Source organism: Pseudovibrio sp. Ad37, assembly GCF_001623075.1.
Classification (GTDB): Bacteria; Pseudomonadota; Alphaproteobacteria; order Rhizobiales; family Stappiaceae; genus Pseudovibrio.
The window spans coordinates 26,311-49,619 of sequence record NZ_LMCF01000011.1 but is presented as its reverse complement, the minus strand read 5'-3'; the positions used below and the strand labels follow the sequence as shown (position 1 = coordinate 49,619).

Annotated in this window: 19 protein-coding genes; 13 read left to right on the top strand and 6 right to left on the bottom strand. The window is 51.9% G+C overall.

The window, feature by feature from the left end; all coding sequences use genetic code 11:
- Positions 1 to 90: 90 nt before the first annotated feature.
- The 3 genes from PsAD37_RS01965 (at position 91) to PsAD37_RS01955 (ending at position 4,200) form a co-directional block, all read left to right on the top strand.
- Positions 91 to 1,629, top strand: a complete 1,539-nt coding sequence (locus tag PsAD37_RS01965; protein ID WP_063294706.1) for an aldehyde dehydrogenase family protein — start codon at positions 91 to 93, stop codon at positions 1,627 to 1,629.
- Between the two features lie 12 nt (positions 1,630 to 1,641).
- On the top strand, positions 1,642 to 2,841 hold the full coding sequence (locus tag PsAD37_RS01960; protein ID WP_057463143.1) for an acyl-CoA dehydrogenase: 1,200 nt from the start codon (positions 1,642 to 1,644) through the stop codon (positions 2,839 to 2,841).
- A gap of 174 nt (positions 2,842 to 3,015) precedes the next feature.
- Complete coding sequence (locus PsAD37_RS01955) at positions 3,016 to 4,200, top strand: FAD-binding oxidoreductase (RefSeq protein WP_063294705.1); 1,185 nt, start codon at positions 3,016 to 3,018, stop codon at positions 4,198 to 4,200.
- Between the two features lie 10 nt (positions 4,201 to 4,210).
- On the opposite strand, the gene PsAD37_RS01950 is transcribed toward PsAD37_RS01955, so the two are convergent.
- The gene (locus tag PsAD37_RS01950; RefSeq protein WP_244272467.1) at positions 4,211 to 5,134 is read right to left on the bottom strand and encodes a LysR family transcriptional regulator; all 924 of its coding nucleotides are present in this window, start codon (positions 5,132 to 5,134) and stop codon (positions 4,211 to 4,213) included.
- Positions 5,135 to 5,207: 73 nt separating this feature from the next.
- Here PsAD37_RS01950 and PsAD37_RS01945 point away from each other — a divergent pair, with 73 nt between their 5' ends.
- Both PsAD37_RS01945 and PsAD37_RS01940 read left to right on the top strand, forming a co-directional pair.
- Positions 5,208 to 6,191 carry an aldo/keto reductase gene (locus PsAD37_RS01945; RefSeq protein ID WP_063294704.1) on the top strand — a complete coding sequence of 328 codons (984 nt, stop codon included), beginning with the start codon at positions 5,208 to 5,210 and terminating at the stop codon, positions 6,189 to 6,191.
- 663 nt (positions 6,192 to 6,854) lie between these two features.
- On the top strand, positions 6,855 to 7,745 hold the full coding sequence (locus tag PsAD37_RS01940) for a hypothetical protein (protein WP_063294703.1): 891 nt from the start codon (positions 6,855 to 6,857) through the stop codon (positions 7,743 to 7,745).
- Positions 7,746 to 7,783: 38 nt separating this feature from the next.
- Here the strand turns inward: PsAD37_RS01940 and pap are convergent, their stop codons facing one another.
- Positions 7,784 to 9,271, bottom strand: coding sequence for a polyphosphate:AMP phosphotransferase (gene pap, locus PsAD37_RS01935; protein ID WP_063294702.1), 1,488 nt, complete (start codon positions 9,269 to 9,271; stop codon positions 7,784 to 7,786).
- A gap of 324 nt (positions 9,272 to 9,595) precedes the next feature.
- On the opposite strand from pap, the gene PsAD37_RS01930 reads away from it, so the two are divergent.
- Entirely contained in the window at positions 9,596 to 11,599 is a 2,004-nt protein-coding gene (locus tag PsAD37_RS01930) for a bifunctional DedA family/phosphatase PAP2 family protein (protein ID WP_063294701.1), read from the top strand.
- 11 nt (positions 11,600 to 11,610) lie between these two features.
- Here PsAD37_RS01930 and PsAD37_RS01925 read toward each other — a convergent pair whose 3' ends face one another.
- On the bottom strand, positions 11,611 to 11,928 hold the full coding sequence (locus PsAD37_RS01925) for a helix-turn-helix transcriptional regulator (protein WP_063294700.1): 318 nt from the start codon (positions 11,926 to 11,928) through the stop codon (positions 11,611 to 11,613).
- Positions 11,929 to 12,367: 439 nt separating this feature from the next.
- Here PsAD37_RS01925 and PsAD37_RS01920 point away from each other — a divergent pair, with 439 nt between their 5' ends.
- The 4 genes from PsAD37_RS01920 (at position 12,368) to PsAD37_RS01905 (ending at position 17,297) form a co-directional block, all read left to right on the top strand.
- Entirely contained in the window at positions 12,368 to 13,738 is a 1,371-nt protein-coding gene (locus tag PsAD37_RS01920; protein ID WP_063294699.1) for a DEAD/DEAH box helicase, read from the top strand.
- Positions 13,739 to 13,797: 59 nt separating this feature from the next.
- Positions 13,798 to 14,823: a hypothetical protein gene (locus PsAD37_RS01915; RefSeq protein ID WP_208991639.1), complete on the top strand. Its 1,026-nt coding sequence runs from the start codon at positions 13,798 to 13,800 to the stop codon at positions 14,821 to 14,823.
- 75 nt (positions 14,824 to 14,898) lie between these two features.
- On the top strand, positions 14,899 to 15,399 hold the full coding sequence (locus tag PsAD37_RS01910) for an MmcB family DNA repair protein (RefSeq protein WP_063294697.1): 501 nt from the start codon (positions 14,899 to 14,901) through the stop codon (positions 15,397 to 15,399).
- 251 nt (positions 15,400 to 15,650) lie between these two features.
- Positions 15,651 to 17,297, top strand: coding sequence for a GMC family oxidoreductase (locus PsAD37_RS01905; RefSeq protein WP_063294696.1), 1,647 nt, complete (start codon positions 15,651 to 15,653; stop codon positions 17,295 to 17,297).
- A 58-nt stretch (positions 17,298 to 17,355) separates the two neighbouring features.
- Here the strand turns inward: PsAD37_RS01905 and coaBC are convergent, their stop codons facing one another.
- From coaBC to PsAD37_RS01890, 3 genes are all read right to left on the bottom strand, one after another.
- A complete protein-coding gene (gene coaBC, locus PsAD37_RS01900; RefSeq protein ID WP_063294695.1) occupies positions 17,356 to 18,558 on the bottom strand; it encodes a bifunctional phosphopantothenoylcysteine decarboxylase/phosphopantothenate--cysteine ligase CoaBC in 1,203 nt (400 codons plus the stop codon).
- A 149-nt stretch (positions 18,559 to 18,707) separates the two neighbouring features.
- Positions 18,708 to 19,073 (bottom strand): hypothetical protein, encoded by a 366-nt coding sequence (locus PsAD37_RS01895; protein ID WP_057463154.1) that lies wholly within the window; start codon positions 19,071 to 19,073, stop codon positions 18,708 to 18,710.
- Positions 19,074 to 19,232: 159 nt separating this feature from the next.
- Positions 19,233 to 20,465 (bottom strand): penicillin-binding protein activator, encoded by a 1,233-nt coding sequence (locus PsAD37_RS01890; protein ID WP_063294694.1) that lies wholly within the window; start codon positions 20,463 to 20,465, stop codon positions 19,233 to 19,235.
- A gap of 358 nt (positions 20,466 to 20,823) precedes the next feature.
- Between PsAD37_RS01890 and rsmI the strand changes: the two genes are divergently transcribed.
- From rsmI to gshB, 3 genes are all read left to right on the top strand, one after another.
- Positions 20,824 to 21,744: a 16S rRNA (cytidine(1402)-2'-O)-methyltransferase gene (gene rsmI, locus PsAD37_RS01885; RefSeq protein WP_063294729.1), complete on the top strand. Its 921-nt coding sequence runs from the start codon at positions 20,824 to 20,826 to the stop codon at positions 21,742 to 21,744.
- A complete protein-coding gene (locus tag PsAD37_RS01880; RefSeq protein WP_108818555.1) occupies positions 21,710 to 22,117 on the top strand; it encodes a YraN family protein in 408 nt (135 codons plus the stop codon). Before rsmI ends, PsAD37_RS01880 begins: the two co-directional genes overlap by 35 nt.
- A gap of 118 nt (positions 22,118 to 22,235) precedes the next feature.
- Positions 22,236 to 23,210 (top strand): glutathione synthase, encoded by a 975-nt coding sequence (gene gshB / locus PsAD37_RS01875; RefSeq protein WP_082826980.1) that lies wholly within the window; start codon positions 22,236 to 22,238, stop codon positions 23,208 to 23,210.
- Positions 23,211 to 23,309: the final 99 nt, after the last annotated feature.

The following is a 23,309-nucleotide window of genomic DNA, read 5'->3' as shown; positions in this document are numbered from 1 at the left end:
TGGAAAAGACGTAGCTTTTACCAGTGAACAGGACAAGAGAAACTCTGCTCAAATTTCGAACTGACTGTTTCTCACTCTTTGGGGGCTTCAATGACCGTAGGTCTGGATACCGCGCAATTCGCAAAAGAAACAATTGAACTCATGGAGCGTATGGGTGTTGCCCGCGCTGCTTTGGAAGGGGGCACACTTGCTGCAACTTCTCCAAACTCCGGTGAAACACTGGCGATGATCAAAGAAGACAGCGCCGCGGAAACCACCGCTGCAATTGGTCGTGCTCACGATGCTTTTAAAGAGTGGCGCAAGCTGCCTGCACCTCGTCGTGGTGAGCTGGTTCGCCTGCTGGGTGAAGAGCTTCGCACTTATAAAGATGACCTCGGCAAGCTGGTGAGCCTGGAAGCAGGCAAGATCACCTCTGAAGGTCTGGGTGAAGTTCAGGAAATGATCGACATCTGCGATTTCGCAGTTGGACTTTCCCGTCAGCTGTACGGTTTGACCATCGCGACTGAGCGTCCGGGTCACCGTATGATGGAAACCTGGCACTCATCCGGTGTTATTGGTGTGATCTCCGCGTTCAACTTCCCAGTCGCGGTCTGGTCCTGGAACGCAGCACTGGCATTTGTTTGTGGTGACTCCGTTGTTTGGAAGCCATCTGAAAAATCCCCTCTGACAGCAATGGCATGTGCTGCGCTGTTTGAGCGTGCGGTTGCCAAGTTTGGTGATGATGCACCGAAGGGCCTGCTGGAAGTCATCGTGGGTGGCCGTGAAATCGGTGAGACGCTGGTCGATGACAAGCGCGTGCCTGTTATCTCCGCAACCGGTTCCACTCGCATGGGTCGTCAGGTTGGTCCACGTGTTGCACAGCGCTTCGGCAAGTCCATCCTTGAGCTGGGTGGCAACAACGCAGCGATCGTGACCCCATCTGCTGATCTGGACCTGACCCTGCGCGGCGTGGCCTTCTCTGCAATGGGTACTTGCGGTCAGCGCTGTACTACTCTGCGCCGTCTGATCACGCATGACAGCGTTTATGACGCGCTGATCCCACGTCTGATCAAGGCATACGCCTCTGTGAAGATCGGCATTCCGACCGAAGAAGGCACGCTGATCGGTCCGCTCATCGACAAAGACGCTTATGACAACATGCAGAAGTCTCTGGAAGCTGCGAAAGCTGCCGGCGGCACCGTGCATGGTGGCCAGCGCGTGATGGCGGATGAGTATCCGGATGCCTATTACGTTCAGCCTGCTGTTGTTGAAATGCCAGGTCAGGTTGGTCCTGTACTGGAAGAGACTTTTGCTCCGATCCTCTACGTCGTTCGCTACAGCGACTTTGATGAAGCGATTGAAATTCAGAACGGTGTTGGTGCTGGTCTGTCTTCTTCCGTCTTCACCAAAGACATGGGTGAAGCTGAAACCTTCGTTTCTGTTGTTGGCTCTGATTGCGGCATTGCAAACGTCAATATTGGCCCATCCGGTGCTGAAATTGGCGGCGCATTCGGTGGTGAAAAAGAAACTGGTGGTGGCCGTGAAGCTGGCTCTGATGCCTGGAAGGCATACATGCGCCGCGCGACCAATACCATCAACTACTCTGGCGCTCTTCCATTGGCGCAGGGTGTGAAGTTTGACGTTGAATAAGGAATTTTGAGCATGAGTAGTGATCCAACCGGCGGAGGCGTCTTCAATTGGGAAGACCCGTTCCTCATGCGCGACCAGTTGAATGAAGACGAAGTTCTCATCATGGAAAGCGCGCGTGCCTACGCTCAGGAAAAGCTTCTGCCACGTGTGATGGAAGCCTACCGCGAAGAGAAGACTGATCGCTCCATCTTTAACGAGATGGGCGAGCAGGGCCTGCTTGGCGTGACACTTCCAGAGCAATACGGTGGTTCAGGTGCGTCTTACGTGGCCTACGGCCTTGTTGCCCGCGAAGTCGAGCGTGTGGACAGTGGCTACCGCTCCATGATGAGTGTGCAGTCCTCGCTGGTGATGTACCCAATCTACGCCTACGGCTCTGAAGAGCAGCGCATGAAGTATCTGCCGAAGCTTGCTTCCGGTGAATACGTTGGCTGTTTTGGTCTGACCGAGCCGGATGCAGGCTCTGACCCGGCTGGCATGCGCACCCGCGCTGTGAAGACCGAGAGCGGATACCGCATCACGGGTTCCAAGATGTGGATCTCCAATTCCCCAATCGCAGACGTGTTTGTGGTTTGGGCGAAGTCTGAAGCGCATGACAACCAGATCCGTGGTTTCGTTCTTGAAAAGGGTATGGAAGGTCTTTCAGCCCCTAAGATCGAGGGCAAGCTGTCTCTGCGTGCTTCTATCACCGGTGAAATCGTGATGGACAACGTGGAAGTGGGTGAAGACGCGCTACTGCCTAACGTTTCTGGCCTGAAAGGTCCGTTTGGCTGTCTTAACCGCGCTCGCTACGGTATCTCCTGGGGTGCGCTGGGCGCTGCGGAAGACTGCTGGATGCGTGCTCGCCAATACGGCATGGATCGCAAGCAGTTCAACCGTCCTCTGGCACAAACACAGCTGTTCCAGAAGAAGCTGGCAGACATGCAGACCGAGATTACCCTCGGCCTTCAGGCTTCCCTGCGTGTTGGTCGTCTGTTTGACGAAGGCCGCGTTGCTCCTGAGATGATTTCCATCGTGAAGCGCAACAACTGCGGTAAGGCGCTGGATATCGCGCGTCAGGCACGTGACATGCACGGCGGTAACGGTATCTCTGAGGAATTCATGGTCATGCGCCATGCTCAAAACCTTGAGACCGTCAACACTTACGAAGGTACGCATGACGTTCACGCCCTTATTCTGGGTCGTGCACAGACTGGCCTTCAGGCTTTCTTTTAAGCCCTGATCAGCATCGTAGTCTCATGAAAGTGCTGGGAGGCCTTTTTTGAGATTACGCTTGATGCTCTTGGGAGGCGTTTCGTCTCCCTTTTAGACCGGCGCTCGCAAATACCCGCCTAATTGTTTCGGGCGTCGGTTCTTACCTTTTTCATTTCTCAGTATTCAGGTGTGACTATGGCGATAGCTTCAGTGGATGTTGCTATTATTGGGGGGGCTGTCATCGGGTCATCGGTGGCATACCATCTTGCACAACGCGACGACTTTAAGGGTAGCATTGCGGTCTTTGAGAAAGACCCGTCTTACCAACATTGCGCTTCGGCGCTTTCTGCCGCTTCTATTCGCCAACAGTTCTCCTCTGCCGTGAACATCGACATTTCGCTCTATGGCATCGATTTCCTGCGCAATATTGGCAGTCTTCTGGAAGTTGACGGCGAACACCCACGCATTGATCTGGTTGAGAGCGGTTATCTTTTTCTCGCAACGCCAGACAAGCGCAGCATTTTGGAAGAGAACCACGCGCTTCAACAGAAGATGGGTGCGGACATTGGGTTTTTGGATGCTGATGCGCTGAAAGCCAAATTTCCGTGGCTCAACGTCTCTGATCTTTCTGCTGGCTGTCACGGTCTTTCTGGCGAAGGTTGGTTTGATGGATATGGCCTGATGCAGGCCTTCCGCCGCAAAGCGCGCTCCCTGAACGTGCCTTATGAGCCGTATCAAGTGGTTCACCTTGAGAAAATTATGGGCGGCAGCTGGATTTTGACGCTCTCCAACGGAGAACAGGTGGAAGCTGGCGTTGTGGTGAATGCAGCAGGCGCGTCAGGTGGTGCTCAGATTTGCATGGAAGCTGGTTTTGAAGCCCCTGTGCACTCCAAAAAGCGGATGATTTTTACCTTTGAGTGCCGCGATGAGGTTCCGGGTCTGCCGTTGCTGATTGATCCGAATGGCACGTATGTGCGCCCTGAAGGGACGGGCTTTATCTGTGGCAGCTCACCGGATGAAGAGCAAGACCCGGATTCCTTCGACTATGATGTCGATTATTCTTTCTTCGAGGAACACCTTTGGCCAACACTCGCCAACCGTATTCCTGCATTTGAGGCCATCAAGCCCGGTGCGGCATGGGCAGGGCATTATGATGTGAACCTGTTCGACCACAACGCGTTTACGGGCCCAGTGCCCGGCATTGAAGACTTTTACATCGCGCTTGGTTTCTCAGGTCACGGCCTTCAGCAGAGCCCGGCGGTGGGACGCGGCCTTGCCGAACATATCGTAACAGGCCGCTATGAGACGCTGGATCTTTCCGAGCTTGGTGTTGAGCGTCTGACTGCAAACAAGCCATTGATTGAGCGGAACGTGGTTTAAGAAGAGCAGCCTACTGAAGTGGACCGCTTAATCTGGCTCGTTTTTTGATGATCAGGTCGGCGAGGAAGTCTGCCATGACGCGCATTCGGGGAGAGTGGGCGAGGTCAGAGTGCATGACCAGATAGATTTGTTGATCAACGCCGATGTTGGCTTCCAAGCACACAAGCCCAGCTTCTATTGCAAGGAAGTGAGGGAGGACTGCCAGACCGAGCCCGGCTTTGGCAGCGGCCACTTGCGTGGCGATTGATGAGGTTAAAACTGCGGGCTCACGGCCTTTTAAAGCACGTCGAGTCCATTGTGCTGCGGAAAGGTGGGCCTGCGCTTCACTCCAGGATATGCAGTGGTCGTTCTCATAGCTCTCAGGCTTTTCGAGTTCGGTCCGCTTGAGCAGATATTCTTTGCTTGCATAAAGGCCAAAGCCGAGCGTTCCCAAGCGGCGAAGTGTGACGTTGCCGCTTTCCGGTTTTACCATCCGTATGGCGAGGTCTGCATCTCGCCGGTGCAGGTTAACTGAGTGCACATCGGTCAGGATTTCGATATGAAGGTCCGGATAGCTTGTGCGCAGCTCAGGCAATGCGGGCAAAATCAGGTGGGTAGCCATGTTTTCTGCTGTAGCTAGGCGGAGTTTTCCGGAAATCCCAGCCAGGGCCTTCGCTTCTGAAGCAAATGCCGAGGCCGCTGCTTCCAATGCTTCAGCCTTTGCCAGCAGGTCGCGGCCATCCTCTGTGAGCTGATAACCGGATTGATGCCTTACGAACAAAGGTATTTTCAGCGTTTCTTCGAGGCGATCAACCTTTCTCGACAGGGTTGCGACACCGATGCTCAGGCGTTGAGCAGCGGCGCTGAGCGTTCCTGTTCTCGCGACAGCGAGGAAGGCTTTCGTATCGTCCCAGACGAGATCATGCAGTAGCTTATTTCCATTATTGGAAATCAACTTTCCATTTTTGCTCGTATTTTCCATCTTTGAAAGATGGCAAGTATTCAGCAGCAACACAAGGAAGCTTCTGATGAAAACTCGCCAACTTGGATCTAAACTTAACGTCTCAGCGCTTGGTCTGGGCTGCATGGGGATGAGTGAGTTTTATGGCTCACACGATGACAGCGTGTCCTTGGAGGTGATGGCACGAGCCGTTGAACTGGGCATAAATTTCTTCGATACGGCTGACATGTATGGCCCTCACCACAATGAGGAGCTGATTGGCCGTTTTTTGAAGGAAACGAAAGCACCTCTCAAGATCGCAACAAAGTTCGGCATCAATCGGAAACCCGGCGAATACAAGCGGACGATCGAGAATAGTCGGCAATATGCGCGGCAGGCTTGTGAGGCCTCTCTGAAGCGTTTGGGGCTTGATTACATTGATCTTTACTACGTCCACCGCGTTAACCCGGAGCAACCCGTTGAGGATGTCATGGGCGAGCTCTCCCGCCTGGTTGAGGAGGGTAAGATTGGCAATATCGGGCTTTGTGAGATCAACGAGAGCACGCTGCGCCGGGCGCATGCGGTTCATCCAATTGCAGCTGTTCAGACAGAATACTCACTGTGGTCTCGTGACGTCGAAAACGCGATCTTGCCTGCATGCCGTGAGCTTGGCATTGGGTTTGTCCCTTACTCTCCTTTGGGGAGAGGGTTCCTGACGGGTAGTGTGAACTCAGAAACGGAGTTTGAAGAGGGCGACTTTCGCGCGAATCTGCCAAGATTTTCGAAAGCCGCACTGCTCGTCAATGAGGGCATCAGGAAAGTGATAACAGAGGCCGCACACCAGAAGAAATGCACACCTGCACAGCTCTCCCTCGCGTGGTTGCTGGCAAAAAGGAACGATATCGTGCCAATTCCGGGCACGAAGAGACTGAAGTATCTGGAAGAGAACGCTGCTGCCACTGACATTGAGCTGTCCACAGAGGAGGTGCACGCACTGGAAGATGCGATTGCACGCATCCCTGTAGCGGGCGAGAGATACACTCCGGAAGGTATGAAGGGCGTTAATGCCTAAGCAGGCTTTCAGAGCAACACTGAGTAATCCATAAAACTTATTCCCCTCCCAGTTTTCTCCCATACTCTGAGAGACATGCCCACGCAACGGGCTGCAGGCGGACCGTCCGTCGGTGAGGCGTGGGCTGGGTGGGGCTATTGGGAGAAGTAACGTATCTTTCCAGTGGTCCGGTGAACCGAACTTCAAACGTGACCGCATGGTTTGAGGGGAAGGGCCCAAGTTTGTAGGGTATCACGCGGCGACAATTGCAAATGTACCGGCAGTAAAACCTGCTTTTACAGATGTGTTTGTCAAAGACGGAGGAACTGTTTGGGCATGGAAACGTGTCTGGGTAAGCCACTGTCTTTCCGGGAAACTGGCTATCGTGCCTTACAGGCAAAGAGGCGACGTTGTTCATTACAAGAAAGCCCGGGCGAGGCGAGCAACCACTGCCGAAGAAACATATTTAAACAAGTAGCGCAGGCACTGCCTGCTCGCCTTGCTCATCCCAAGTTCGGGACCCTTAGCTTCAACACTGCATGGACTGCCATGCGGTGCTTTTAGTGCATGTTTTTCATCGATTAGTGTTTTAGAAAACAGCAAGACGCTACGTCTTTGTGCATTGTACTCTATAGAGCGTTAAACGCTCTCATTGTCAGCAACACTGTTGAAGGAGTATGGAACATGAATCCATTAATTGGCTTAAGCGGCACACTGTTTGACACCAGTCTTACTGCTGGAAATATAAACACCATCAAAGCAGCGTCCGACAGAGACCATATCGGCAATCCCGCCACCCGGCTTTGGGACAAGATTGCTGACTGGTTTTGCGGTACTGACCGTGAGGCTGCGAAGAAGTTGGTGTTTGATCTTTATGATCCACGCGTTACAGATGAAAAAAAATATGATGCCTTTCAAAACTTACGTGCTCTCGCTGGGGCAAACTTTACCGACAATTTCTCGATTATTAGGTCAGACAAAGACGTAACCTACAAGGTAGGCGACGACTACACGCTGAAGTTAGATCTGCAAGAACCTCACACTGACCAAGTTGCGAGGCAACGTATAGAACTGGATCTGGCACTATGTATCTTAGAGCAGGCTACTGCTGGAAAATATGATCAACAATTGAAAGCAGACTTTGAGCGGTCCCTTGATCCTACTAATGATGGACCAATTAAAGTTAGCAAAAACTATAAAATTAATGGCCAACCGGTCTCCGACATAAGAGAATTCCGTAGGTTTACACCTGAACACTTAAACGCAATAACTGCAATTTGTATTCAAGGTCTGGATCAAGAATTAGCTGGCCCCATAGCATGTGCTGCTAACGACGCCGAGCTGCAATATGATGTCAAAACGATTGCAGATGGTTCTTTGCAGATCGACTATCGGTTCTCTAAAGATGTGGCAACAACAGCGGACGAATCTTCACGGGAGTCGTTGAATGAGCAGGTTAACTCATATGAGGGCGCGAAAAAATCACTTCAAATCCAAGCACAAATTATAGTGTCTCCGAATGGAAGCGACGTGAAGCTTGTTTCGTCAGAAGTCCTGTCAAACAACAGAGCCTGACAGCATAAGGTAGCTAGGATCTTGGTGAAGGGGAGCGCTTAGCGCTCTTTCTTCTTCAGCGCTTTTTCGAGGGCATTGACGGTGGTTCTGAGTACCTGAATACGGGCGTAGCGCTTGTCCTCGGAAGAAATCAGCGTCCACGGGGCGTAGCGGGTAGAGGTGCGGTCCACCATGTCGCCCGCTGCGATGGCGTACTCATTCCATTTGAGACGATTGCGCCAATCTTCCTCGGTGATTTTGTAGTTCTTGTAGGCGGTTTCTTCACGGGCTTTAAAGCGACGCAGCTGCTCTTCTTCTGAGATCGCAAGCCAGAACTTGCAGAGGACGAAACCGGAATCCGTCAGCTCTTTTTCGAAAGCGTTGATCTCGTTGTAAGCACGCATCCAGTCCGCTTCGGAGCAGAAGCCTTCGACACGCTCCACGAGAACTCGCTCGTACCATGAGCGGTCAAAGATTGCGCTGTGGCCCTTTTTCGGTAGGCGGCGCCAGAAACGCCAAAGATACGGGTGCAGTTTTTCTTCCAGTGAAGGGGCTGCGATTGGGTGCACCTTGTAATTTCGCGGGTCCATGGAGCGGGTGAGGCGGCGGATTGAGCCCCCTTTACCAGCTGCATCATTGCCTTGGAACACGGAGATGAAACCGAATTTCTTGAAGCGCTTGCGGTCTGTCAGATACGCCATCTTGTCCTGAAGCTCTTCAAGCTCTGCCTTGTAATCTTCTTTGGAGATCGTCGCTGTCAGATCAATCGCATCCACCGCATTGGCCTGCGACAGGGTCGTGACCACAGCTGGAGCTGAGACCGGATTGCCGTTTCCACTTTCCAGCTTCTTCTTCATGGATTGTGCGATGGTTTCGGCCAGCGCAAGATCGCGAACATCCGGATCCTGAGAGGGGATCACAAACCAAGGGGCGTAACCGGTGCTGGTTTGCAGGGATGCTTTTTCGCCAGCGGTCTGAGCAGCGCGATAGTGCTCTGAGCCGGACCATTCCTCAATGAAGTTGCGGCCTTTTTTGCCTTTGACTTCGATATCATGCAGGCGTTCCTGCTGGTCTTCCTTTGGAAGCGTGAACCAGAACTTCAGAAGGAGAATGTTCTCGTAAGCCAGCATTTTTTCAAAGCGGTTGATGGCAGACAGCTGGCGCTCCAGCTCTGCATCATCAATCTTGCCCATAACGGCATCACGCAAAGGTTCCTGATACCAGGAGCCAAACACAATGGAGGTTTCACCCCGTGCAGGCAGATCACGCCAGTAACGCCAGTAGTTTGGCCGGGCGCCTTCGGACTCGCTGCGTTGTTCATGGTAGGCGTTGCAGAACAGATAGCGGGTGTCCATCCACTCATACAAACGGGAGATCGCCGCGCCTTTACCCGAGCCATCTACGCCAGCGAGCAAAATGATCGTTGCAAAAGCTTTGTTCTCTCTCAGCTTATGCTGAACTTCCAACAATTCCTCACGGAGTTCAGGCAGTCTTTTTTGAAGCAGCTCTTTACTGACTGTCTGAGGAATGTTTGCAGACTGAAACATGCAAGTGACCTTCGCATCTGGGGCATGGCGTAAAATGTTATTTTTGCTCATTCGGCTTTGGAGCCAAGAATAGCCATTCTGTATTATTGCTTAAAGAGCTAAACGATTTTTTTCGTCACCAGAATTAACGTATGGGTCTGATTAGTGGGACTATTATGCTTTTTAAAGGGATTAGGGCTTGTTATTTCCCTTTCAAAGCGCCAGATGCCTGCATATAAATGTAACAGAATGCAGACCTTATTTTGGTCACCTTGGCACTATGTATACATTTCAAGCAGCCACCGAGCGATCTAAGTCATTTAAGAAAGAGCTAGAGACTTTTCAGTGAACGTCGATTTCGTCACCACATTCCTCAATCACATTGTTGATTTCATTGCAGCAAATCCAGCATTCGCTGGCCTTATCTGTTTTATCGTCGCAATGGGCGAAGCGCTCTTTCTGATTGGGCTGGTGTTTCCAAGCACGGTTGTTCTTGTGGGCGCCGGAACGCTAATTGGCCTTGGTGAGCTGCCCTTTCTGAGCATCTTTTTATGGACAACCGCAGGCGCCGTAACCGGCGACGCGTTTTCCTATTGGTTTGGCTACTTTTACAAAGACAAAGTGCGCACTATCTGGCCATTAAGCCGGTATCCGGATTGGTTGCAGCGCGGTGAAGACTATTTTGCCAAACATGGCGGTAAGAGCATCTTTATTGGCCGTTTTGTGCCGGGCGTGAAATCTGTCGTGCCTGGAATTGCTGGTATGGCGGACATGAGTTTTGGCCGCTTTACGTTCTTCAACGTGACATCAGCCTTCGCATGGGCCGCGATCCATTTGATACCTGGTGTGATGGCTGGATCTGCTCTGTTTGCGATTGGCGAGTTCAATACGCGTCTGGCGATTATTCTTGGTGGCTTGCTGCTAGTTCTTTTGATTGCCGTGGCCCTGATCCGCTGGCTGATCATGTTTATTCTGCCAATCGTTGGCGGTTCTCATCAGGCAACAGTCAATTGGTTTGCCCGCCGTCCTGGTCGCTTCAGCCAATGGGTTGCACGGACGTATGACCCTGAAAACCCACGTAGTGTGGGGATGCTGGTGTCTGCGTTCTTCCTGCTTGTCACGCTGCCAGGCTTCATCTGGTTTACGGGTGCCGTGGCGCCGGGAATGCCGATGGCGCGGGCTGATCTTGCAATCAGCAACTTCTTCCAGATCGCGCGGACACCGATCATCGATAAGGTCATGGTTATGATCACCATGATGGGCGATGGTCATGTCACTGCAACCGTGACACTAGCTGTTGGGCTTTATCTGTTTGGGCGGAAGGCATGGCGCAGAGCGACGGGCTTTGTCATCGCGATTGTCAGCTCCTCAATCTTTGTGGTGATCACCAAGGCATTGATTGGCCGCGATCGTCCGATTGAGCTGTATACCGGCGCAGATTCATTTTCGTTCCCATCCGGGCACGCGACGATCAATACGGTTCTGATTGGAGTGATTGCGGTTCTGGTGGCTCATGAGCGCTCTCGTTTGAGCAAGACGGTCATCTATTCTTTAGCGGCAACCTTTGCGATCCTGATCGGTTTCTCACGAGTTTATCTCGGAGCGCACTGGCTTTCAGACGTGCTGGCTGGTCTCTTGTTTGGCTCCGGAACGGTCTTCTTCTTCTCATTTGTGTTTGGGCACATTCACAACGAGAAAGTCGGCAGAACCGCGCTGACGATCATTTCGCTGAGTGCGCTGGCGATTGCTTCCGTCTGGCACATCAGCACCAATTATAAGACAACTGCTGAGGCTTATGAGCCGCGCAGCGAATCCGTTGTGATCCAGAAATCCAGCTGGCGCCTGCAGGACTGGCGTTTGCTGCCTGCCAAGCGTGTATCCATTACGGGTGAACTGGAAGAGCCCATAACACTGCAATGGTCCGGTACGCCGGAACAGTTGGAAAAACAACTGACAGAACTGGGCTGGCGCAAGGCGCCGGAATGGTCTGTTCCAACGGCTACGGGATACCTGAAAGGCGAGACACCTGCTGGCGAACTGCCTCCGGTACCACACACCAATGCAGGCTTCCTACCTGCGCTGACGATGGTTTACGAAAGCGATCAGGACCACAGACAGGTGTTTTGGCTCTGGGAAACCCGGTTCAAGCTCTCCGATGTGAACGGAGAGATCTCCAATCTGTATATCGGCGGTGCGCTGGACGAAGAAACCATCCGTCTGTTTGGTGAGTTTTCAGGTCTGAAGTCTGAAGATGAAATTCCAGTGGATCTTCACATGTTCAACCAGCTACCGAATGCAGAAGAGAAGCGCAGGTGGGATGGTAGCTCTGTGGTAATTGCGGGGCCTTAAAGCAGGCTCTGCTAAGCTTCTTCCTGAGGAGCGCAATACAGACCATAGAGAGTTTGCAGAACGGATTCCACTTCGGCACTTGCCAGAGAATAATAAATTGTCTGGGCGCTACGACGGGTGGACACCAGATTGCTGGCACGCATCTTGGCAAGGTGTTGTGACAGCGCGGACTGACTAAGATTAACAGCTTCTGCAAGTTCACCTACAGTACATTCGCTCTGTACCAGTCGACACAACACCATCAAGCGCTTGGGATGCGCCATGTTAGCAAGAAGCCGCGAAGCTTCCTCAGCGTTTTCTTCTAAGTCTTCAAAATTTGCATCAATCAAAGCTCGAACCCTAATCTTTAATGTTATTAGCAGCAGGCCATTTATAGGATGTGGGCCATAAAAGCAGCGTCATTATTCTTGGTCCCCATACATAAAGAAGAACATGAAACATGCAAGTAGCTGGACTGCTCTAACCAAATTTGTCGTCCTTTTCTTGTCGGGACAACCAGAATATTATGCTCTCCTGCAATAATTCTAGCATAATGTGGCGGGTCTATGTTAATAGCCCGATCAAACCGAGCCTCAGAGACTATTCCAGTAGAATTAATTGAAGCTGCCTGCTTTTGTGCTGGATTTCTCGAAGGCAAACTTCTTCAAGCTTGTTTTGTGCGCATCCTAAATCGAAAAACGGTTTCTGATTTTCCGGGACACGCAAAAAACACATGATGAAATCAGCAGAACCGGCTTCGGACACTCTGCTTATTCGAAAGATCACTTTTTGACCGACTTCGACAAACTTGGTGTTGCAAAACCATTTCAGATCGCCCTGAAATCTAAAGGTTATGACGAGCCAACACCTATTCAGGAAAACGCTATTCCATACATTCTGGATGGCAAGGACCTGCTTGGTCTTGCTCAGACCGGAACGGGTAAAACCGCAGCTTTCGCAGTGCCGCTTCTTCAGCGCTTGCTTGAGAGCCGGTATCGCGCAGCGCCGAAGAGCGTGCGCAGCCTTATTCTGACGCCAACCCGCGAGCTGGCGGATCAGATTTCAAAGAACATCAAGGCCTATTCAGGTCGCACCAAAATGTACTCCAGCTGCGTTGTTGGCGGTGTGCCGTTTCCTCCGCAGTTCCGTGCTTTGCAGCGTGGTCTGGATGTGCTGGTGGCGACACCTGGCCGATTGCTCGACTTGCATCGCAAGAATGGTGTCAGCTTTGATGAGCTGGAGATCTTCGTTCTCGATGAAGCGGACCAAATGCTGGATCTCGGCTTTATCGCAGAGCTGGAAGAGATTGCTTATCTGCTGCCGGAAAAACGGCAGACACTGCTGTTCTCAGCAACTATGCCTGCAGAAATTCGTGAGTTTGCTGGTCGCTTCCTAAGCGATCCTGTTGAGGTGAGCACTGCGCCACCAGCAACAACAGTAGAAGCTGTAATTCAGAAGATCGCGCATCTGGAAGATAACGCCAAGTATCCTTTGCTGAAGACGCTTCTTGAAACGGAAGAGTGCGAGCGCGCTCTTGTGTTTACGCTCACCAAAAAAGGCAGTGCGCGGCTTGCTGCCCGGCTGAATGCAGACGGTGTGCCAGCAGAATCTATTCATGGCGACATGTCTCAGGCAGAACGCCAGAAGACGCTGGACAAGTTCAAAGGCGGTAAGCTGAAAACCCTTGTTGCGACTGATGTTGCAGCCCGCGGGATTGACGTTTCAGACATTTCGCATGTGATCAACTTTGACATGCCGAACGCGACCGAGAACTACGTGCACCGCATTGGCCGTACGGCGCGTGCGGGTAAGAGCGGAAACGCTATTACGTTCTGTTTGCCAGAAGATCGCGGCATGCTGCGTGCTGTTCAGAAGCTGATCGGCAAGAAGATCCCTGAGATGGATGGATACACCTTCTTCCCATCAGATCGCGAGCCGAAAAGTGCACGCAGCAGTGCGCAATTGGCGGGAAAAAAACAGAAACTTGGTGGGCAGCGGAAAGGCCCGGGCGGCGGTAAGTTCGCTAAAAAGCCAAAGGGCAAATCTTCTGCCAAGCCGGGTAAAAAAGCACCTCCACGCCGGTCGCCAAGCAAGTCATCTGACACGTCTTCAGCGCCTGCTTCCGGTGGTGGCGTTTATCTCAAGCGTAAGAAGCCTTAAGTCTTCGCTTAATGCCGGGTCTTAAGATAGTGCCGAGTGTGGCCTCTCACGGATTGGAAGTGAAATTCCAATCCGGTGGTCGCAGCGGTGTGTTAGTGATTGTTTTCTCTCAGGTCCGGATACCCTCTGGTAAATTCGGGCTAGAGCGCTTGTTTGCAAAGACGCAGCATTCCTGCGTCTTTCTGAATGATACCGAATCACAATGGTATCTGAGAGCAGAGCAGGACATTGACCGTGCGATTGACGACGCGATTGCGCAGGAGAACCCAGAGCGCATTGTCTATTACGGCGCATCCATGGGGGCTTATGGCGCGCTGATGACTGGCCTGCGGCGCCAGGACGGTGAGATTTATGCGTTTTCGCCAGAGTTGAGCTTGGGCATGGCAGGTTCGCAGAGTACTGCATATCTGGAATCTCCTGCTCCTGATAAGGCGGATCTGCTGGCGCTTATGTCTGGGGGGATGAAGTATCCCATTCACATCCTCTTCGGGCTGTTCGATTGGATTGACATGACCGGATACCTTGCCATGCAGCGATTGCCGCATTGTGAGAAGCGTTTCTGTTATGGGGTTGCAGGGCCGCATGCTTTGCATGACCAGCTCTACTCTCTCAACATCGTTCGCCAGTTGATCAAGACATTTCAGCGCGATGTTTCTGAGTTGCTTTCGGCACGAGGGCTCCTTATTTCGCCAAGCCTTGCTGACTGCGCGGAGTTTGTTGGTTTGGGGCAGGCGCTTGCAGAGAACGCTCTGATGTCTCTGCCAGATGTATCGAGATCGCTCACTAATAATCCGGGCTACGGGCTGCTAAGGGCGGAGCATTTTGCGTTGCAAGGAAAGCCCCAAAGGGGTGCTGAACTACTTCAGGAATGGGGCATTGCCTTAAAAGATGATGCTGTACTGAAGACGACACCAAAGCGTTGGCGCAAGAGCTTCTTGATCCGTGCAGCAGAGTTGTATTTGAGCTGCGCTGAGCGCCCGAAAGCTCAGGAAGCGCTCACTGACTGCGTAGCGCAGTTTCCGATTGATGGGCGGATGCTGCAGTTGGCAGCCGCGCTGGAATTCGTATTACCTGAAACCCAATGAGGTTCTGATCTAATCTTGGATTGAAATTGTTTGGCAGCTTGATAGTATCACTAAGAACAAAGTAGGAACAATTTCATGGAATTTGTGAAGGGCTCAAATCGCGTTCAACTGGATGATCCGCTGGTCGATGGTCGTCAGTCCGAGCGTGCGTTGAAAATCCAGCGTGGAGTGCAACGCTATTTGCGAGTGCTGGGTCATACGAGCCTACCAGAAATCACATTGGCCTCAGGCCGCCGGGCTGACCTGGTGGTGCTTGGCAAGAAGTCCGAGATTTGGATTATCGAGATCAAGTCATCCATCGAGGACTTCAAAGCAGACAACAAATGGCATGAATATCGCGATTATTGCGACCGGCTGTTTTTTGCTACCTGCGCGGACGTTCCACAAGAGATCTTTCCCGAAGAAACCGGCTTCATTCTGGCTGATGATTACATGGCAGAAATAATTCGCGAAGCTCCGGAACACAAGCTCTCTGCTGCCACCCGCAAAGCAGTGATTTTGCGATTTGCGCAGGCTGCAGCGAGCAGACTGCACGACCTGACCGACCCGAACCAGAGAAACCTGCGCAGGGGATAAACTGGGGAAGAACCTCAGTAAGCCTCTGCGTTCAAATATTATTTTCAAAGAACGCTCTCAGAGAAGTTCAGCGCATAACATACTCACCAGAATGTTCAGGTTTCCGTTGGGGGAAAGTCTCACTAACATTGAAACATAAAGCAGCTTGTCCGTATTGGGGCGAGAGAAAAGTGCTTTAGGCATTTTTGCTATTTCATTTCTGGGAGAGTTGAGGGCTTTCGGACGTGTGGTGTGTTTCTGGGGAGGGGCCAATGGATTTTGATTATGTGATTGTTGGAGGCGGCTCAGCAGGGTGTGTGCTTGCAGCCCGACTTACAGAAGACCCTTCAGTAACTGTTTGCCTGCTTGAGGCTGGAGGTGAAGGAAAGTCCGTTCTGGTACGGGCACCTCTTGGCATTGCAGCAATGGTTTCCGCAAAGCCCTTTGCCATCAACAACTGGGCTTTTAACTCAGTTCCACAAACGGAGCTGAACGACAGAACCACATTCCACCCACGCGGCAAGGCTTTGGGTGGTTCCAGCGCAATCAACGCTCAACTTTACATCCGCGGCCAAAAACAGGATTATGATGGTTGGGTGGAGCAGGGTGCTGAAGGGTGGTCTTTTGATGATGTACTGCCCTACTTCAAAAAATCTGAATGCAATCAGCGCGGTGAAAGCGGAATGCATGGGGCCGATGGACCTTTACACGTTTCCGAGCAACGTTCGCCTCTTCCAATCTCGCACGCCTTTTTAGCTGCAGCTGAAGGCAGGCAAATTAAACGCAACAATGACTTTAACAGCGGAGATCAAGAGGGCGTTGGACTTTATCAAGTCACGCAGTTCCATGAGGATGATAAAAAAGGCGAGCGCTGTTCAGCTGCTGCTGCCTACCTTCATCCCGTTATGGATCGCCTCAATCTGACAGTGATCACGCATGCCCGCAGCACTCGGGTGTTGTTTGAAGGCAAGAAAGCCGTTGGTGTTGAATACAGCCAGAAGGGCAAACTTGCGACGGTGAAAGCAAGTCGTGAGGTTATTGTCTCAGCCGGTGCTTTCCAGTCTCCGCAGTTGCTCATGCTTTCTGGCGTTGGACCAGCGGATGAGCTGGCGAAACACAACATTCCAGTCCTGCATGACCTGCCTGGTGTGGGTAAGAACCTGCAGGATCATCTGGATTACACCATCAGCTATCGCTCTAATAAAACGGATATGCTAGGATTGGGGTTGAAGCCGGGCATTCAGCTGATCAAGGAAATACTGCGCTGGAGGAAAGACGGCTCTGGCATAATTGCTTCTCCGGCAGCAGAGGGTGGAGCTTTTTTGAAGACTAGCCCGGAGCTGGACAGGCCTGACATTCAACTACACTTCGTCATCTCCATCATCGATGACCATGGCCGGAAGCTCTATGGCGGATACGGGTTTGGTTGTCACGTTTGCGTTTTGCGGCCAAAATCAACTGGGGAAGTTGGGCTCAACTCAGCAAATCCGATGGATGCACCGCGTATTGACCCGAAATATCTGACAGATCCGGAAGACATGGATGTGTTGGTCAAGGGTATCCGCATGACACGGGATATTCTGGAAGGGCCAGAGCTTTCTGACTACCGGGAGGACATGCTCTACGAGTTTGGCCGTGATGAGCGCAGCATCAAGCAAGCAGTGCGGGAGAGGGCGGAGACGATCTATCACCCTGTCGGGACTTGCAAGATGGGCACAGATGAGATGTCGGTGGTCGGACCAGACCTGAAAGTGCACGGGCTGGAAGGTTTGCGTGTGATCGATGCTTCTGTGATGCCTTCGCTGATCTCAGGCAATACCAATGCGCCGACAATCATGATCGCTGAGAAGGCTTCAGACATGATCCTCGGAAAGCCGCTTTTGAGCACTGAACACGAGAGCGAGCAGGTTTCAGCCTAAACAGCAAAAGGCCGGTACGAACATACCGGCCTTCTAACGTGACAGTTTGGCGAACAGGTTAAGCCAGCTCTGCGATCTTTTTAACGAGCTGGCGAGCGACTTCGTCCTTACCCATTTTCGGCCAATCTTCCACGCCGTTATGGGTCACGAGGCGGACGGTGTTGTTGTCGCCGCCCATAACGTTATTCTCGGGGCTGACATCGTTTGCTACAATCAGATCAGCACCTTTACGCTCCAACTTTCCGCGAGCGTTATTGATCAAATCATTTGTTTCGGCAGCAAAACCAACCACCAGCTTCGGTCGTTTGCCCTGCAAATGTCCTACTGTTTTCAGAATATCCGGGTTTTCGACAAGGCTCAGCGCGGGTGGCAAACCTGTTCCGTCTTTCTTGATTTTCTGATTGCTGTCGTGAGCAACCCGCCAATCTGCAACGGCTGCAGCCATGATCGCGATATCGGCTGGTAGCGCGCACTCAACGGCAGCCAACATAGCGCTTGCAGATTCAACGCGAATTGTCTCAACGCCTTTCGGGTCTGACAGCACTGTTGGGCCTGAGACAAGTGTCACTTGCGCCCCAGCGTTCGCGGCGGCTTCTGCAATGGCGTAGCCTTGTTTGCCGGAGGAGCGGTTGGCGATGTAACGCACTGGATCAATTGGCTCATGGGTTGGACCAGCTGTGATAACAATGCGCTTGCCCTTCAGAGGCTGTTCTTTTGGAGAGAGGAGATCTTCAATAGCACCAACAATTTCCAGCGGCTCGGACATGCGGCCATACCCTGCTTCGCCTTTTTCCGCCATTTCTCCAGCATTGGGGCCAACAAAATTCAGGCCATCCGCTTTCAACTGAGCAACATTACGCTGGGTTGCCGGGTGGCTCCACATTTTGGAATTCATAGCAGGGGCAACGAGCACTGGCTTGTCGTTGGCCAGTAACACACAGGAGGCCAGGTCGTCGGCCAATCCGTGTGCCATCTTTGCCATGATGTTTGCTGTGGCTGGGGCGACGACGACAAGGTCGGCCTCACGCGACAAGCGAATGTGGCCAACATCGTGTTCGGCTTCTCTATCAAACAGCTCGGTGAAGACTGTGTCGCCCGTCAATGCACCAACAGCAAGCGGTGTGATGAACTGAGAACCACCGTTGGTCAGAACTGCCCGAACTTTCGCACCTCGCTCTTGCAGGCGGCGGATCAGATCCAGCGATTTATAGGCTGCAATACCGCCTGTGATGATGAGGAGAATGCGCTTGTCTGAAAGCATTTTAAAACCACCTTTTGCGCAGGCTTGATCACCATCAGGCCCGCCAACTCATTTCCTGAGGTATTTCTACCCGTTTTCATTCCGGATTTCATTAGTTTCCTAAAGGCCTTTCGTCCCATTGGGTAAATCGCGGTAACAGTGCAGCGCCTTCAGATCCTGAATTTTCCGGGATGAGGCCAAATTTCTTCTTCGGGCTTGTCAAATTGCATGAGTTCGATGAGGTTTCTACCCTCCAGAATGAAGGCGACCCAAACGCCTTTGGCCGGACTTTCCGGAGACAAAATAACGTTCTTACCTTGCAAAGCTTCGGTAAGGTCATCAACCACATAGGCAACATGAGGGGTTGTCTTGATTATCTCGGGGAGTGGGTTGTCATCATCAAAGTTCATCCACTCAATGGCATAGGGCCCCTCAAAATAACCCGTTGCAGTGAGTTTGAGGGTTTTGTTGTGGTGCGTTTCCGGCAGCTTTTCGCTGGTTGGAATACCGACATGATGAAAGCGTAGTTCCTGCATGGCTCCTTGCCTCTAATGGCGATTTTGCCAATGCAGATTAGGCTTTTTCGATCACCACAGCCCCAAGATAACAAGTGCAATTGGAGAGAGTTTTCAGAGCTAAACACAAAAAAGCCCCGCTCTTGCGAGCGAGGCTTTCAGCATCAGGAGTTCCAGAGCCTAGAATTGGCCGGAGAAGCTGCGAGGTGCTGGAGCAATTGGTTCTGCAGTCCTCTTGCCAGAAACAGCATAAACCGCAAGTCCACGGTCATTCAGGCCATCTTGCTGGAAGCGGAAGATACCATCAATGCCGAGGAAACCATCACGATTGGTCAACACACGGTCAGAGAAGCGATCAGGCCCAGCGGAGCGGACCAGCCCAGCGGCCAGAATTGTTGCATCATAAGCCAAAGAAGCGTTGCGCGGTGGCTGGGAGCCATAGGTTTCACGATAACGGGTCGCGAGACGCTCGAAGCTCTGGTTATCCGGACCTGGGAACCAACTACCAACCATGACAGGAGACTGGAGGATGTCCGGTGTGTTCCATTGACCACTGCCAATCATCTTCACTTCACCAAGGCTTGCACCCATTTCGGTCATCACCTGCATCACAAAAGGAGGAACGCCGCCACCTTCAGGAACAAACAGAGTGTCCACCTGCGAAATAGAGCGGCTCAGGCTAGCAACGCGGGCGCGGATGTCTTCAGCATTGCCCGGGATATAGCGCTCAATGGTGATGATACGGCCATTTGTCTGCCCAACAACCTGACGGAATGCAGCTTCAGCAACCGCACCATAGGCATTGTTTGGCAACAGCGCGGAATAGGAGCGGCGCTCCTGTTCTGCTGCGTAGGACACGATGCGGTTTACGTCAGATACAGGCAGATAGCTGAGCAGATATGTGCCCGGCTTTGCTGCATTGGTATCAGAGGAGAATGCAACGATTGGAACACCAGACCGGCGTGCAACAGCAGATGCACCCTGAACAGCCGGGGCAAAAACCGGACCAATGAGGAGTTCTGCGCCTTCACTGATCGCCTGCTGGGCAGCAATGCTTGCGCCCTCAGAGGTTCCACCAGTGTCTTTTACGAGCAGCTGGATGTCAGCACCCTGAAAATCCTCAAGCGCGAGCTTGGCGGAATTTTCGAAAAGAGTGGCAACAGAAGCTGCTGATTGACCTTCGCCAGAGTATGGCAGCAACAGGCCAACGCGAACGGAACCATTGCCAATGGCACGGCCCGAGACCAGCTGCGGCTGGCCGTTTGGGTTTAAATCAGGCTGAAAAGGAGTGTTCACCGATGAGAAGTTAGGTGAATTAACACAGCCAGCCAACAGGACGGAGACGCCGAGCGCAGCCCCTGTCACAAGTTTGCGGAAGCTCATTCCACGCAGTGTGGCTGATCCTAAGCTCATGGATGCCCCATCTATTCCGAAGGCCGTTCGATCAATCCCTCGTTTTGCAAGGGATGAAATCCGGCAATTTACATTTAGAACTCGTCGCGATTGCTCACGCGCCATGCTCTAATCGATTATTATGCGCACACTCTTATCCGAAAACCGGACCCCACTTCTCAGAAGATATGCCTTAGTTTGGTTTATTTCTACAGATCCAACGCAGTTAATACAGCCTCAACCCAAGGAAATCCGAGATTTTTTTAAGGATTCTGTCAAAAACTCCCCGTTGTAATTAGTCATTTTGCGGTTTGTTGGTTAGATGTGCACTCTCTACTGTGCAAAACTTGCTCCATTCTGGAGCTCTCACGAGGCGACCATGGATCATTCCGAAGCTGCATCCGAGCGGAAATACTATATTGGCGAGCATTCGCTAACGGCTAAACGGATTGAACCGGGATTGCACATCGTTTCGACCCCAATCGGCAATCTGCAAGACATCACAATCCGTGCGCTAGAAACCTTGGCTGCTTGTGATCTTATTGCCTGCGAGGATACTCGTGTGACGGGTGTCTTGTTGCAGCGTTATGGCATCCGCACGCAGATGATGACCTATCACGAGCACAATGCCCACAGACAACTGCCTAAGATTTTGGAGACATTGGGTGCTGGACGAGCCGTTGCATTGGTTTCCGATGCTGGTACGCCGCTCATTTCTGATCCCGGCTTTCGGCTTGTTGGTGATGTCGTAGAGCACGGGCACAAGGTTGTGCCAATTCCAGGTGCCTCAGCCATGTTGAGCGGTCTGGTTGGCGCCGGTTTACCCTCTGACACTATTTTGTTTGCTGGTTTTCTGCCCAATAAGACCCACGGCAGAAAGAAACGTCTTGAAGAACTGAGAGATATTCCAGCGACACTGGTGTTTTATGAGAGCCCTCACAGAGTTGGGGCTTCTCTTGTCGATATGACTGAAATTCTTGGGAAGCGTAAGGCTGCTGTTGCACGCGAGCTGACCAAGCGGTTTGAGACCTTCCAGCGTGGTACCCTTGCAGAACTGAGTGATTTCTATTCGGGGGATCGCCCTAAGGGAGAAATTGTTATTCTTGTTTCACCACCTGAAGAGCAGGAACTGACCGAGGTTGATGCAGACGAACTGTTGCTCGAGGCATTGAAAGAAATGCCAGTAAGCGCAGCAGCGAAGAAAGTCTCCAAAGCAACCGGGGTGGATCGAAAGACGATTTATGCCCGTGCTATGGAGCTTAAAAATGCAGGAACCGCAGAAGAGCCCGAGAGCGACTAAAAGCAACCTTCTTAAGAAGCAGGCTGCTTATCGAAAAGGACTACAGGCGGAGCTAAAAGCAGAGATGCTGCTTCGCCAAGCAGGCTGGCAGATTCTTGAAAGACGCTACAAAACCAAGCAGGGCGAGATCGATTTGATCGCCGAACAAGACCAGACGATCGTGTTTGTAGAGGTGAAAGCCAGGCGGGGTGTGGATGATGGCTTATATGCAATCACGCAACGCTCTCAACGAAGGATTGCAAATGCTGCCCGAGAATGGGTTTCCCATCACAACGATGTGGTTGGAAAAACCTTGAGATTTGATGCGGTTATTCTTCCCAAACATGGAGAAGCCCAGCACTTCCCTAATCTTTTTGAAGCTGAAATTTTTTAGGAAACAAATATTTTATCGCAAAAATGTAGACAAATTGCTTTCTGACCCACATATCTGCAGCTAACATCCATTTTTATTTACATGGATTTCTATCCCAGCGTTATTTCAGGAGTGCCTCATGTCCAAAGCAGCTTCTTCTGGTGCCAAGCGGCCGCTTAAAGTCGCCGTTCAGATGGACCATATCTCAACCATCAACATTGCGGGCGACAGTGCTTTTGCACTGATGCTGGAAGCGCAGGATCGTGGTTATGAACTGTATCACTACACCCCAGAGCGTCTGGCGCTGTGGGGTGAAAAGGTTATGTGCCGCGTTGAGCCGGTAACCGTGCGCGACGAAGCTGGCAATCACTTCAGTTTTGGTGAGCCTCAGCGCGTTGACATGTCTGATATGGATGTCGTTCTGATGCGTCAGGATCCTCCGTTTGATCTGGCTTATATCGCTGCAACCCATATTCTCGAAAAGCTTTCCGAGACAACGCTGGTCCTGAATAATCCAGTCTCTGTGCGTAATGCGCCAGAAAAATTGTTTGTGACCCAGTTTGCCGACCTGATGCCACCAACGCTGATCACTCATGATCGTGAAGAGATCGACGAGTTCCGCAATATCCATAGCGATATCGTAATGAAGCCGCTGTTTGGACATGGCGGCGCTGCTGTATTCCGCGTGACCAAGGATGACCTGAACTACGGTTCTCTTTACGACTTCTTCTCCGTCACATTTCGCGAGCCTTGGGTGATTCAGAAGTTCCTACCGAATGTGAAACACGGCGATAAGCGCATTTTGTTGGTCGATGGCGAGTTTGCTGGTGCAGTAAACCGTGTCCCTGCAGAAGGTGACCTGCGCTCCAACATGGTACGCGGTGGGTCTCCAAAAGACAGTGACCTGACTGAACGCGAAAGAGAGATTTGCGCGCGCCTTGGGCCGACACTGAAGGAGCAAGGACTCATTCTCGTTGGTATCGACGTGATTGACGGAAACCTCACTGAAATCAACGTGACAGCTCCGACTGGCATTCGCGCAATCCAAAAGCTGGGCGGGCCAGATGTGGCCGGCATGGTCTGGGATGTGCTTGAAAAAAAGCTGGAAGGCTAAAAAATATCAAAGGCCCTGTTGGTTGACAGGGCTTTTCTTTTCCCAGTGACTTTCAATTATGAACTCAGAGATTTCAGATAAAGCTTCTTATGGGGGCTT

Bases quoted from the DNA above. Each gene is read 5' to 3' on its own strand.
- PsAD37_RS01945 (WP_063294704.1), top strand. From the start codon at position 5,208: ATGAAAACTCGCCAACTTGGATCTAAACTTAACGTCTCAGCGCTTGGT.
- PsAD37_RS01940 (WP_063294703.1), top strand. From the start codon at position 6,855: ATGAATCCATTAATTGGCTTAAGCGGCACACTGTTTGACACCAGTCTT.
- PsAD37_RS01965 (WP_063294706.1), top strand. From the start codon at position 91: ATGACCGTAGGTCTGGATACCGCGCAATTCGCAAAAGAAACAATTGAA.
- PsAD37_RS01890 (WP_063294694.1), bottom strand. From the start codon at position 20,465: ATGAGCTTAGGATCAGCCACACTGCGTGGAATGAGCTTCCGCAAACTT.
- PsAD37_RS01955 (WP_063294705.1), top strand. From the start codon at position 3,016: ATGGCGATAGCTTCAGTGGATGTTGCTATTATTGGGGGGGCTGTCATC.
- PsAD37_RS01905 (WP_063294696.1), top strand. From the start codon at position 15,651: ATGGATTTTGATTATGTGATTGTTGGAGGCGGCTCAGCAGGGTGTGTG.
- rsmI (WP_063294729.1), top strand. From the start codon at position 20,824: ATGGATCATTCCGAAGCTGCATCCGAGCGGAAATACTATATTGGCGAG.
- gshB (WP_082826980.1), top strand. From the start codon at position 22,236: ATGTCCAAAGCAGCTTCTTCTGGTGCCAAGCGGCCGCTTAAAGTCGCC.
- PsAD37_RS01895 (WP_057463154.1), bottom strand. From the start codon at position 19,073: ATGCAGGAACTACGCTTTCATCATGTCGGTATTCCAACCAGCGAAAAG.
- coaBC (WP_063294695.1), bottom strand. From the start codon at position 18,558: ATGCTTTCAGACAAGCGCATTCTCCTCATCATCACAGGCGGTATTGCA.
- PsAD37_RS01880 (WP_108818555.1), top strand. From the start codon at position 21,710: ATGCAGGAACCGCAGAAGAGCCCGAGAGCGACTAAAAGCAACCTTCTT.
- PsAD37_RS01960 (WP_057463143.1), top strand. From the start codon at position 1,642: ATGAGTAGTGATCCAACCGGCGGAGGCGTCTTCAATTGGGAAGACCCG.
- PsAD37_RS01910 (WP_063294697.1), top strand. From the start codon at position 14,899: ATGGAATTTGTGAAGGGCTCAAATCGCGTTCAACTGGATGATCCGCTG.
- pap (WP_063294702.1), bottom strand. From the start codon at position 9,271: ATGTTTCAGTCTGCAAACATTCCTCAGACAGTCAGTAAAGAGCTGCTT.